This is a genomic window from Kribbella sp. NPDC050820, from assembly GCF_040653975.1.
Classification (GTDB): domain Bacteria; phylum Actinomycetota; class Actinomycetes; order Propionibacteriales; family Kribbellaceae; genus Kribbella.
In genome coordinates, this window is record NZ_JBFAHB010000134.1 from 1 (window position 1) to 11,415 (window position 11,415).

Here is an 11,415-nt window from a genome sequence, read left to right on the forward strand (position 1 = left end):
GGCGCCCGGCCGGTACCCCCGGGCCCGGGCGCCGGCGCCGCACAACAGTGCTCAGTTACATCGTCCGGCGCCTGGTCGCCGCCATAGGCCTGCTGTTCATCGTCAGCGTCATCACGTTCTCGATCTTCTACCTGGTGCCGCGGATGGCCGGCGCCACGCCCGAGACGCTCGCCACCCGGTACGTCGGCCGGGCGGCGACCGAGGAGACCGTGAAGGCGACCGCGCAGAACCTCGGCTTCTACGACCCGGTCCCGGTGCAGTACGCCAACTGGGCCAAGGGGGTCGTGGTCGGCGCCGAGTACGACTACGGCGCCGGCGTGGAGAAGTGCCCCGCTCCCTGCCTCGGCTACTCGTTCCTGAAGAAGCGCCCGGTGTGGCCGGACCTCCTCGAGGCGATCCCCGTGACGCTGTCGCTCGCGGTCGGCGCCGCGGCGATCTGGCTCGTGTTCGGGGTCTCGACCGGTGTCCTGTCGGCGCTGAAACGTGGGTCGGTCTTCGACCGGGCGGCGATGGGCACGGCGCTGGCGGGGGTCTCACTGCCGATCTTCTTCACCGGGCTGGTCTGCCTGAGCATTTTCAGTTATCACCTGGGATGGACGGTCCCAGGGGGCACCTATGTCCCGTTCACGGAAAATCCGTTCAAATGGGCGCAGGCGCTCATTCTGCCCTGGATCACGCTGGCGTTCCTGTTCTCCGCGCAGTACGCGCGACTGACCCGCGCCGGCATGCTGGAGACGATGAACGAGGACTACATCAGGACCGCGCGGGCGAAAGGCCTACCCGAGGGAAATGTGGTGGTCCAGCATGGGCTGCGCGCCGCGCTCACTCCGATCCTGACCATCTTCGGCCTCGACATCGGTCTGCTGCTGGGCGGCGCCGTGCTCACCGAGAAGACCTTCTCGCTGAACGGCCTGGGCAAGTACGCGGTGGACGGCATCGTGCAGAACGACCTGCCGAAGATCCTGGGCGTGGTCCTGGTCGCGTCGATGTTCATCATCCTCGCGAACCTGATCGTGGATCTCCTGTACGCCGTGGTCGACCCGAGGGTGAGGGCGAAGTGAGAGAGCGGAGCGAGCTCACCATCAAGTACAGCGCGATTCGTGCCTCATCGGCGCCCGGACCGAAGGGAGGACGCCGATGAGCTTTCTGGATGTCCGCGACCTGAAGGTCCATTTCCCGACCGACGACGGCCTGGTGAAGTCCGTCGACGGGCTGTCGTTCAGCCTCGAGCGCGGCAAGACCCTCGGCATCGTGGGGGAGTCCGGCTCCGGCAAGAGTGTGACCAGCCTGTCGATCATGGGCCTGCACAAGCCGGGCGTTGCCAACATCAGCGGCGAGGTCGTCCTCGACGGGCAGGACCTGATCTCGTCCAGCCGGGAGGAGGTCCGCCGGCTGCGCGGCAAGCGGATGGCGATGATCTTCCAGGACCCGCTGTCGGCGATGCACCCCTTCTACACGGTCGGGCGCCAGATCATCGAGGCCTACCGGGTGCACAACGACGTCAGCAGCAAGGTCGCGCGCAAGCACGCGATCGACATGCTCGACCGGGTCGGCATCCCGCAGCCGGACAAGCGCGTGGACGCCTACCCGCACCAGTTCTCCGGGGGGATGCGGCAGCGCGCGATGATCGCGATGGCGCTGTCCTGCGACCCCGACCTGCTGATCGCCGACGAGCCGACCACCGCGCTCGACGTGACCGTGCAGGCGCAGATCCTGGACCTGATCCGGGACCTGCAGCGGGAGTTCAACTCCGCGGTCATCATCATCACCCACGACCTCGGCGTGGTCGCCGAGCTGGCCGACGACATCCAGGTGATGTACGCCGGCCGCGCGATCGAGTACGGCACCGCGGAGGACATCTTCGACCGGCCGCAGCACCCCTACACCTGGGGTCTGCTGGGCTCGATGCCGCGGATCGACCGGGAGCGCTCGGAGCGGCTGATCCCGATCAAGGGCACGCCGCCGAGCCTGATCAACGTGCCGCCGGGCTGCCCGTTCAACCCGCGCTGCACCTACGCGCACCTGAACGGCGGCGCCAGCGAGACCGACCGACCCGAGCTGCTCGACATCGGGTCCGGCCACAAGGTCGCCTGCCACCTCTCCCCGCAGGAGCGCCAGAAGGCGTGGGAGACCGACATCAAGCCGAAGCTGTGAACGGGACGACGACTGTGACCGACCTTGGGACCACTGCTGACACCGACCCGACCGCCGTGCCGGGGGTCCAGGCGCCCAAGATGGGCGAGCAGCTGCTGTCGGTGAACGGCCTGGTCAAGCACTTCCCGATCCGCAAGGGCATACTGCAGCGCCAGACCGGCGCTGTGCAGGCGGTCGACGGCTTGACGTTCGACGTCAGCCGGGGCGAGACGCTGTCCCTGGTCGGCGAGTCCGGCTGTGGCAAGACCACCACCGGCCGGCTCCTGACGCGGCTGCTGGAGCCGACCGCCGGCCAGATCATCTTCGAGGGCCACGACATCAGCCACCTGTCCGAAGGCAAGATGCGGCCGCTGCGGCGGGACGTGCAGATGATCTTCCAGGACCCGTACGGCTCGCTGAACCCGCGGCACACGGTCGGCAAGATCGTCGGCGCGCCGTACAAGCTGCAGAACGTGAAGACCGAGCACGGCGTGAAGAAGGCCGTGCAGGAGCTGCTCGAGCTGGTCGGCCTGAGCCCGGAGCACTACAACCGCTACCCGCACGAGTTCTCCGGCGGTCAGCGGCAGCGGATCGGGATCGCCCGGACGCTCGCGCTGCGGCCGAAGCTGATCGTCGCCGACGAGCCGGTGTCCGCGCTGGACGTGTCGATCCAGGCACAGGTGGTGAACCTGCTCGAGGACCTGCAGGACGAGTTCGACCTGACCTACGTGATGATCGCTCACGACCTGTCCGTCGTCCGGCACGTCTCGGACCGGGTCGCGGTGATGTACCTCGGCAAGATCGTCGAGCTCGCCGACCGGGTCAGCCTGTACGAGAAGCCGATGCACCCGTACACGGTCGCGCTGCTGTCCGCCGTACCGGTGCCGGACACCAAGCGCAAGGGCAAGCAGGAGCGGATCCGCCTGGTCGGCGACGTGCCGAGCCCGATCAACCCGCCGCCGGCCTGCCGCTTCCACACCCGCTGCTGGAAGGCGCAGGAGATCTGCAAGACCACCGAGCCGCCGCTGCTCCAGCTGGCCCCCGGGCACCAGGTCGCGTGCCACTTCCCGGAGAACCAGCCGCAGGACAAGCCGGTCGCCCCGGCGCCCAGCCCGGACACCCAGGACAGCTGAACCAACCCAGCGCATATCAGACTGACCGCGCGTCGCCAACGACACGCTCAACCACCACCCAGCCGACGAAGCCACGAGGCGCCCGCCCCGGAACACAACCGCGACGGGGGCCTCAACCTGCCACTTGACAGAAACTCACTCCATATCAGCTGTAGAGGTCGATGATCCGGCTGCCTGTCGGGACGGCGAAGGGAGTCACACGCGGCGGCGTCGTACTGAACGTGAAGGTGGAGAAGGCGGGGACGGCGACCTTGCAGGCGAAGGTCTCGGCGGAGCAGGTGAGCAGATCCGCCTGGCTGGACCGGGAGCTGCGGACTTCGCCGACTGCGGTGAAGGTGTCGTCGTCGAGCCATTGGCCGAAGACCACGGTGGAGTAGGCGTACGGCTGCCCGACACTGCGGTCCGACCCCACCTCGAACACGTGGGCGGCGGCCCATCCCGGATCGATGCCCAGGCGTGGGTCGTACGGCTGGGTCGCTAGGTACTTGGCAGTGGGGGAGAGGAACGCCTGCTGGCCGGTGAACCGCGGCCCGCCGGAATCCTCGAGCGTCGGGCCGATCGTCAGTCGGGTGCCCGGGCCGGGCTGCGTCAACGGCTGCTGGTAGACCATCTGGCCGTCGACGACCGCGCGAACCGCGTTCGGCGGCACCTCGGCGACCAGTTCTCCCTTGTTCGTCTTCACGTTCCAGCGGTAGAGGCCGTCGAGGGTGCCGAAGTACGCGGTGTCGCCGTCGATCGCGACGACCCGGGGGCCGACTGCGATCGAGCCGCCGGGCGGGAAGTCATTGCCGGTCGCCGTGCGGACCATCTCGCGGCCGGCGGCGACGTCGTACACGACCGAGTCGGCGTCGTTGTTGCGCAGCTCGACCCAGCCGACCAGGTTGCCGCGGTCGTCGGCGGTCAGCTGATCGGTCGTGTTGTCGGGCTCGATCCGGTCAACGCCGTTCTTGTTCGCGACGAAGACCCCGCCCTCCGCGGTGGTGAACACGAACCCCGAGTCGACCTGGACGAAGGCGCTGACCTTGTGCGGCGCGACGGAGATGACGTCGGCGCCGTAATGGATCTCGGAGCCGACCGCGTACGTCGCCCGGCGCTCGGCGAACGTGGCGACCGGCGGGTCGTCCGGGCCGCTGACCATGCGTACGCCGGTGATGCCGCCCGCGACGACGGCCAGGGTGACCAGCGCGGCGCCGGCCACCGAGGCGACCCGGCGCCGGCGCAGCCGACGGTCGCCGGTCGCGACGATTCCGTCCAGGTCGAGTGCCGGCGGCTCGACGTCCGCCTGCTCGGCCAGCATGTCTCGCAACAGGTCGGTCACTCCGTCATCCCCGCCTTCTCCATGATCAGTACGGCGTCCCCGCCCAGCCGCGCCCGCAACTTCGCCAACGCGGCCGACACCTGGCTCTTCACCGTCCCGACGGAACACCCGAGCACCTCAGCGGTCTGCACCTCGGTCAGGTCCTCGTAGTACCGCAACACCAACGCCGCCCGCTGCCGCGGCGGCAACCGCCGCAACTCACCCCTCAACCACACCCGAACCGCAGCGTCATCCCCGTCGACAGGCCGATCCGGCACGTCATCCCGCGGCCGCTCAGCCCGCCAGGCCTTCCGCCGCCACCACCCGATCGCCGTACTGGTCATCGCCTTCCGCGTATAAGCCTCAGCCGCACTCGGATCCCGCAGCCGCCCCCACCGCACATACGTCTTGATCAAGGCCTCCTGCACCAGATCCTCAGCCAACCCCCGCTCCCCGACGAGCAAATAGGCATACCGGTACAAAGCCCCATGCCGACTCCCCGCAAACGCGGCAAACCCCGCAGAGCCCACTCCCTCGCCCATCAATTCCCCCTTGCCGGGTTCCCTTCTCACCCACCCAGACGCAACGACCACCTCAAACGGTTGGATCCGCGCCAGGGTGGATGATGCTGTGTTCGTAGGCGTGGACTATGAGTTGGGCTCGGTCGCGGAGCGTCAGTTTGGCGAGGATTCGGCTGACGTGGACCTTGACGGTGGATTCGGTGAGGTGGAGGTGGGTGGCGATCTCCTGGTTGGAGTGGCCGCGGGCTACCTGGAGGAGGACTTCGCGTTCGCGGGTGGTGAGGGTTGCGAGGGGGTCGGTGCGGGTGGGGTGCGGGAGGTGGGGCGTGAAGCGCTCGATCAGGCGGCGGGTGACCGTGGGGGCGACTGCGGCGTTGCCGGCGGCAACTGTGCGGATGCCGGCGATCAGGTCGGCGGGGAGGGCGTCCTTGAGGAGGAAGCCGGACGCGCCGGCGCGGAGGGCGGCGTACACGTACTCGTCGAGGTCGAACGTCGTCAGCACGAGCACCCGACTCTCGCAGCCGGAGTCGATGATCTGCCGGGTCGCCGCGATGCCGTCGAGGACGGGCATCCGCACATCCATGAGTACGACGTCCGGCCGGAGCGCGCGCGTCATCGACACCGCCTCCTGGCCGGTCCCGGCTTCGCCGACCACCTCGAGGTCGGGTTCCTGTCCGAGGAACGCCCGGAAGCCGAGTCGCAGCAGCGATTGGTCGTCGGCCAGCAGCACCTTGATCACGCGTGGTCTCCCAACGGCAGTGCGGCCTCGACCCGCCAGCCCTGCGCGGTCGCGCCGGCCTCGAAGGTCCCGCCCCGTGCCGCCACCCGCTCGGTCAGCCCAGCCAACCCATGCCCGCCGGTCCCGGCCCCATCCGCTGGACCGCCGGTGTCGGTCACCGCGACCGTCAAACGATTGGGCGATTGCACGAGGTGGACCTCCGCGGAGGCTGTGCGCCCGGCGTGCTTGAGGGTGTTGGTGAGGGCTTCCTGGACGATGCGGTAGGCAACGAATCCGACGTCCGGCGGTACGTCCAGGCGCCCCGACGTACTGAGCTCGACCCGCAACCCGGCCTCCCGCACCTGGTCGACGAGTGCAGGCAGCGAGTCGAGCCCGGCCCGATCCGGCGCGCCTTCCTCAGCCCGCAGTACGGCGACCAACCGCCGCATCTCGCCCAACGCCGACCGCCCGGTGGCCGCCGTCTGCTCGATCAGCCCGGCCGCTCGGCCGGGATCAGTGGAGATGGTCGCCGCCGCGCCATCAGCGAGTGCCACCATCACGGCCAAGTTGTGCGCGACCACATCATGCACCTCACGCGCCACCTGACCCCGCTCAGCCGCAACCGCCATCCGCGCCTGACTGTCGAGCTCCAGCTGCAGGTGCCGAGCCCGCTCCGCCGCCGCGGCCACTCGCAACCGCCACGTGACCCCGAGCAGACACCCGACCGCGAGGACCGCGCCGATCCCGGTCAACGTCTCCCACGACGCGCCGCTCGCCGCACCGGCAACGACCAGCACGACAACACTCACCACAACCCCAGGCCAGACGGCCGCCCAGCGTGCGTGCCGCGCCAACGTGTACAACCCGAACAACGGCACAAAGATCAGAAAGACCCCGGTCACCCCAGTCAGCACACACAGCCCGACCAGCGCCAGCACCACCCAGAACACGACCACAGGCGTACGGCGACGCCACACCAACGGCACGTGGACGGCGACGAACAGCAGCCAGGCCCACCCGACCACCCCCGAGCCGGACCCGAGCACACCGGCTGCGTCCGCGCCGCCCAGCGTCGACGGCAGGGCGATCCCGGCGACGAGCACCGCCAGGACAATGTCCTGCACCAGTGCCGACCGGCGCATCGTGATCACCCGACCTTCACACGTCCCGGCGCCGCAGTACGACGGCAGCCCCCGCCAGCATCAGGATGACCCACCCGAGGACCACCAGCCCGGAGGCACCCGGCCCGAACATCGCCTCACCCGGCTCCCCGACCTGGAACATCCCCTGCAGCGCCAGCGTGGGGAAGTACGGCAACAGTGTGTGCTGCACGGACGTAGGAAGCGCACCGAGCAGCACTGGCGGCAGTACGACGAGACCGACGACGTACGCCGCGATCGACCCCGGCGTACTGCGCAGGATCGTGCCGAGCGCGAGCCCCATCAGCCCAGCCGCGATGGTGGCGCCCACCGCGCCGAACAGGGCCCGCACGATCCCCGGATCACCCAGCGAGAGCGCGTCGTCGGCGAACGCCTGGTTGGCCAGGAAGGCACCGAAGTACGCGGCGACCAGGATCGGCCCGACCGCAAAGCAGAGCAGCGCTGCCTTGGCCCACAGCACCGGCAACCGCTGCGGTACGGCGGCCAGCGTCGCCCGAATCAGCCCCGACTGATGCTCGCCCGTCATCATCAGCGCCCCCAGCACACCGACGGCCAGCGCGTACAGCAGGAATCCACCGCCGACCGCCAGCGTGGGGTCTGCCGGTCCGCTGCTGTTCGCCCCGATCAACGCGGAGAGCCCAGTGAATGCGACCGGCACTCCCGCGAGCACCAGCCAGTTCGACCGCAATGACGTCAGCTTCGTCCACTCCGACTGCAACACCTTCACAGCGCACCCCCGGCGTACTCGACGGACTCGCCGGTCACCCGCAGGTAAGCGTCCTCCAACGACTCGCCACCACGAGCCAACTGATCCACCGGTACGTCGGCCAGCAGCCGCCCGCGCCCGATCAGGACCAGCTGGTCGGCCGTCAACGCCATCTCGCTGATCAGATGTGACGACACCAGCACGGTCCGCCCCTCGGCCGCGAACGATCGCAGCAGGTTCCGCAGCCAGTGCACCCCGGCCGGGTCGAGCCCGTTCGTCGGCTCGTCCAGGATCAGCGTGGCCGGGTCGCCGAGCAGCGCGGCCGCGATGCCGAGCCGCTGCCGCATCCCGAGGGAGAAGTCGGCCGCCCGCCGACCGGCCGCCGCGCCCAGCCCGACGAGCCCGAGCACTTCCTCGACCCGGGCGGGCCGGATGCCGTGGGTCTGCGCGAGCGCGAGCAGATGCCGGTACGCCGTACGTCCGCGCTGAATCGGGGTCGCCTCCAGCACGGCGCCGACGCGGCGGAGTGGATCCGGCAGGTCCGCGTACCGGCGGCCGTCGATCGTGGCCGTGCCGCTGGTCGGGTGGGCCAGGCCGATCACGATCCTCATCGTGGTGGTCTTGCCGGCCCCGTTCGGCCCGAGGAACCCGGTCACCCGGCCTGGCCGGATCGTCAGGTCCAGGTCGTCGACGACGGTCCGGCCGCCGTACCGCTTGGTCAGTGCTCTTGTCTCGATCATGTCTCGACGCTAGGAAGGCGGCCGGGCGTCGGTCGTCCCTCCCGAGCACACCGCTCGGCGGCCCGCCGTACGCCCAAAGTCGTAGTGCTGTGTGTCGCAGCCGGGCCGACGACCGGCGGCGTTCGACAATGTCGAACGACGAGCGTTGTGCCGCCTCGCGATCGCTCCTACATTCCACCCAGCCGTGGTCGTCACGGCGTGGAAGGGAGGTTCGGCATGGCTACGACGGAAACGGTCAAAGCGAGAACCCTTCTGGGGGAGTGCTCCGCGGAGTTCGCGGGCACGTTCATCCTGATCCTGTTCGGTGTCGGCGTGGTCGCCCAGGTGGTGGCCGGTGGAATCGGGGATCACGACTCGATCTCCTGGGCCTGGGGTATCGGGGTGACCATGGGCGTGTACGTGGCAGCCCGGGTCAGCGGTGCCCACATCAATCCCGCGGTGACCATCGCGCTGGCGGCCTTCCGCGGGTTCGCCTGGCGGAAGGTGCTGCCCTACATCGGTGCACAGTTCCTGGGTGCGTTCGCGGCGGCTCTGGTGGTCCGCTGGAACTACGACAAGGTCCTGGAGAAGTTCGACCCCGGCCTGACCATCAAGAGCCAGGGCGTGTTCTCGACCCTGCCGGGCAACGGCAGCGTCGAGCTCGGGGTCGGGATGTGGGGCGGCTTCCTGGACCAGATCATCGGTACGGCGATCCTGATGCTGGTCATCCTGGCCATCATCGACCTGCGCAACACTGCCCCGGCGGCGAACCTCGGCCCGTTCATCATCGGCCTGCTGGTGGTCGGGATCGGGATGGCCTGGGGGACGCTGGCGGGGTACGCGATCAACCCGGCGCGTGACTTCGGGCCGCGGCTCGCCTCCTACCTGACCGGCTACGGGGGAGCCTTCAAGGACCAGTTCGGGGATCCGTACTTCTGGGTCCCGATCGTGGGACCGATCATCGGCGCGCTCATCGGCGCGTTCCTCTACGACCTGCTGATCGGCCGGAACCTGCCGGTCAGCGACGAGGACGAGGAGCCGGGCCGGGTTCCCGAGGAGGAGAAGACGGCATGATCCAGCGCAGCACAGAGCTTTGTGAGGAGAGGACTTTCCATGGCTGACTTCGTCGGCGCCGTCGACCAGGGCACCACGAGCACCCGGTTCATGATCTTCGACCACTCCGGCAACGAGGTGGGCATCCACCAGCTGGAGCACGAGCAGATCCTGCCGCAGGCCGGCTGGGTCGAGCACAACCCGGTCGAGATCTGGGAGCGGACCAGTTCGGTGATCCGCACGGCGATGAACGCGAGGGGGCTGCAGGCGAGCGACCTGGCGGCGCTCGGCATCACCAACCAGCGCGAGACGACGGTGGTCTGGAACCGGCGGACCGGCCGCCCGTACTACAACGCGATCGTCTGGCAGGACACCCGGACCGACCGGATCGCCTCCGCGCTGGAGCGCGAGGGCAAGGGCGACGTGATCCGGCAGAAGGCGGGGCTCCCGCCGGCGACGTACTTCTCCGGCGGCAAGATCCAGTGGATCCTGGAGAACGTCGACGGCGTCCGGGAAGCGGCCGAGGCAGGTGACGCCGTGTTCGGCAACACCGACACCTGGGTGCTGTGGAACCTCACCGGCGGCACCGACGGCGGCGTCCACATCACCGACGTGACGAACGCCAGCCGGACGATGCTGATGAACCTGGAGACGCTCGACTGGGACGACGAGCTGATCTCCTTCTTCAACATCCCCCGGCAGATGCTGCCGGAGATCCGCCCGTCGTCGGACCCGAACAAGTACGGCGAGACGCTGGCGAACGGGCCGCTCGGCGGAGTGGTGCCGCTGACCGGTGACCTCGGTGACCAGCAGGCGGCGACCGTCGGCCAGGTCTGCTTCAACCCGGGCGAGGCCAAGAACACCTACGGCACCGGCAACTTCATGCTGCTGAACACCGGCACCGAGCTGGTCCGGTCGAAGGCCGGCCTGCTCAGCACGATGTGCTACAAGTTCGGCGACGAGGCGCCGGTCTACGCGCTCGAGGGCTCGATCGCGGTGACCGGGTCGGCGGTCCAGTGGCTGCGCGACCAGCTCGGCATCATCTCCGGCGCGAGCGAGACCGAGACGCTGGCCCGGCAGGTCGAGGACAACGGCGGGGTGTACTTCGTGCCCGCGTTCTCCGGCCTGTTCGCGCCGTACTGGCGCTCCGACGCCCGCGGCGCGATCGTCGGGCTGTCGCGCTTCAACACCAACGCTCACCTGGCCCGAGCAACACTGGAAGCGATCTGCTACCAGAGCAAGGACGTCGCCGACGCCATGGAAAAGGACTCCGGTGTCACGCTGGACGTGTTGAAGGTGGACGGTGGTATCACCGCCAACGAGCTGTGCATGCAGATGCAGGCGGACATCCTCGGCGTGCCGGTGAGCAAGCCGGTCGTCGCGGAGACGACTGCGCTCGGCGCGGCGTACGCGGCCGGGCTGGCCGTCGGGTTCTGGAAGACCAAGGACGAGCTGGTCCAGAACTGGAACGAGGACAAGCGGTGGGAACCGCAGTGGTCGGACGAGCAGCGCACGAAGGGGTACGCCGGCTGGCAGAAGGCCGTCCAGCGCACCCTCGACTGGGTCGACGTCGACTGATCTGGCAACACACGGAATCGGAAGGAACAGCACAGTGGGCGCAGTGGCTCTGTCACCGCAAGCGAGGACCGAGGCCATCGACGCGATGGCCGACGGACGGGAACTGGACGTCCTGGTGATCGGTGGCGGGGTGGTCGGCACCGGCTCGGCCCTCGACGCCGCGACCCGGGGCCTGACCACCGGACTGCTGGAGGCGCGTGACTTCGCGAGCGGCACCTCCAGCCGGTCCAGCAAGCTGATGCACGGTGGTCTGCGCTACCTGGAGATGCTCGACTTCCGGCTGGTGCACGAGGCGTTGCAGGAGCGCGGGCGGGAACAGCAACCCCAGGCGCCGCACCAGGTGTAGCCGGTGCCCGTCCATTACCCGCACCAGCACCGCAGGTGGGTGCGGGACAAC

The 11,415-nt window shown here is 69.0% G+C and carries 11 protein-coding genes and 1 pseudogene; 6 read left to right on the forward strand and 6 right to left on the reverse strand.

Going from position 1 to position 11,415, the window contains the following annotated elements; translation table 11 throughout:
* From AB0H36_RS47025 to AB0H36_RS47035, 3 genes are all read left to right on the forward strand, one after another.
* On the forward strand, positions 1-1,061 hold a 1,061-nt coding region (locus tag AB0H36_RS47025; RefSeq protein WP_360538565.1), incomplete at its 5' end, for an ABC transporter permease.
* 76 nt (positions 1,062-1,137) lie between these two features.
* Complete coding sequence (locus AB0H36_RS47030; RefSeq protein WP_360538567.1) at positions 1,138-2,154, forward strand: ABC transporter ATP-binding protein; 1,017 nt, start codon at positions 1,138-1,140, stop codon at positions 2,152-2,154.
* Between the two features lie 80 nt (positions 2,155-2,234).
* Positions 2,235-3,266, forward strand: a complete 1,032-nt coding sequence (locus AB0H36_RS47035; RefSeq protein ID WP_360538591.1) for a dipeptide ABC transporter ATP-binding protein — start codon at positions 2,235-2,237, stop codon at positions 3,264-3,266.
* 145 nt (positions 3,267-3,411) lie between these two features.
* Here AB0H36_RS47035 and AB0H36_RS47040 read toward each other — a convergent pair whose 3' ends face one another.
* From AB0H36_RS47040 to AB0H36_RS47065, 6 genes are read right to left on the reverse strand one after another with little or no spacing between them, the layout of a single operon-like run.
* A complete protein-coding gene (locus tag AB0H36_RS47040; RefSeq protein ID WP_360538569.1) occupies positions 3,412-4,584 on the reverse strand; it encodes a hypothetical protein in 1,173 nt (390 codons plus the stop codon).
* Positions 4,581-5,105, reverse strand: coding sequence for a SigE family RNA polymerase sigma factor (locus tag AB0H36_RS47045; protein ID WP_360538571.1), 525 nt, complete (start codon positions 5,103-5,105; stop codon positions 4,581-4,583). The genes AB0H36_RS47040 and AB0H36_RS47045 overlap by 4 nt, the downstream gene beginning before the upstream one ends.
* 52 nt (positions 5,106-5,157) lie before the next feature.
* Positions 5,158-5,823 carry a response regulator transcription factor gene (locus AB0H36_RS47050; RefSeq protein ID WP_360538574.1) on the reverse strand — a complete coding sequence of 222 codons (666 nt, stop codon included), beginning with the start codon at positions 5,821-5,823 and terminating at the stop codon, positions 5,158-5,160.
* Positions 5,820-6,944: a histidine kinase gene (locus AB0H36_RS47055; protein WP_360538576.1), complete on the reverse strand. Its 1,125-nt coding sequence runs from the start codon at positions 6,942-6,944 to the stop codon at positions 5,820-5,822. The genes AB0H36_RS47050 and AB0H36_RS47055 overlap by 4 nt, the downstream gene beginning before the upstream one ends.
* A gap of 16 nt (positions 6,945-6,960) precedes the next feature.
* Positions 6,961-7,689, reverse strand: coding sequence for a hypothetical protein (locus AB0H36_RS47060; RefSeq protein WP_360538579.1), 729 nt, complete (start codon positions 7,687-7,689; stop codon positions 6,961-6,963).
* Positions 7,686-8,408, reverse strand: coding sequence for an ATP-binding cassette domain-containing protein (locus AB0H36_RS47065; RefSeq protein WP_360538582.1), 723 nt, complete (start codon positions 8,406-8,408; stop codon positions 7,686-7,688). The genes AB0H36_RS47060 and AB0H36_RS47065 overlap by 4 nt, the downstream gene beginning before the upstream one ends.
* Before the next feature lie 216 nt (positions 8,409-8,624).
* Here AB0H36_RS47065 and AB0H36_RS47070 point away from each other — a divergent pair, with 216 nt between their 5' ends.
* The 3 genes and pseudogenes from AB0H36_RS47070 to AB0H36_RS47080 form a co-directional block, all read left to right on the forward strand.
* Entirely contained in the window at positions 8,625-9,461 is an 837-nt protein-coding gene (locus AB0H36_RS47070; RefSeq protein WP_360538585.1) for an MIP/aquaporin family protein, read from the forward strand.
* A gap of 39 nt (positions 9,462-9,500) precedes the next feature.
* Positions 9,501-11,018 carry a glycerol kinase GlpK gene (glpK, locus tag AB0H36_RS47075; RefSeq protein WP_360538588.1) on the forward strand — a complete coding sequence of 506 codons (1,518 nt, stop codon included), beginning with the start codon at positions 9,501-9,503 and terminating at the stop codon, positions 11,016-11,018.
* An 85-nt stretch (positions 11,019-11,103) separates the two neighbouring features.
* Positions 11,104-11,361: pseudogene (locus AB0H36_RS47080) on the forward strand (FAD-dependent oxidoreductase); the annotation flags it as partial.
* Positions 11,362-11,415: the final 54 nt, after the last annotated feature.

Excerpts from the sequence above, each read along its gene's own strand:
- AB0H36_RS47035 (WP_360538591.1), top strand. The coding sequence starts at position 2,235 with ATGGGCGAGCAGCTGCTGTCGGTGAACGGCCTGGTCAAGCACTTCCCG.
- glpK (WP_360538588.1), top strand. The coding sequence starts at position 9,501 with ATGGCTGACTTCGTCGGCGCCGTCGACCAGGGCACCACGAGCACCCGG.
- AB0H36_RS47045 (WP_360538571.1), bottom strand. The coding sequence starts at position 5,105 with ATGGGCGAGGGAGTGGGCTCTGCGGGGTTTGCCGCGTTTGCGGGGAGT.
- AB0H36_RS47055 (WP_360538576.1), bottom strand. The coding sequence starts at position 6,944 with ATGCGCCGGTCGGCACTGGTGCAGGACATTGTCCTGGCGGTGCTCGTC.
- AB0H36_RS47070 (WP_360538585.1), top strand. The coding sequence starts at position 8,625 with ATGGCTACGACGGAAACGGTCAAAGCGAGAACCCTTCTGGGGGAGTGC.
- AB0H36_RS47030 (WP_360538567.1), top strand. The coding sequence starts at position 1,138 with ATGAGCTTTCTGGATGTCCGCGACCTGAAGGTCCATTTCCCGACCGAC.
- AB0H36_RS47065 (WP_360538582.1), bottom strand. The coding sequence starts at position 8,408 with ATGATCGAGACAAGAGCACTGACCAAGCGGTACGGCGGCCGGACCGTC.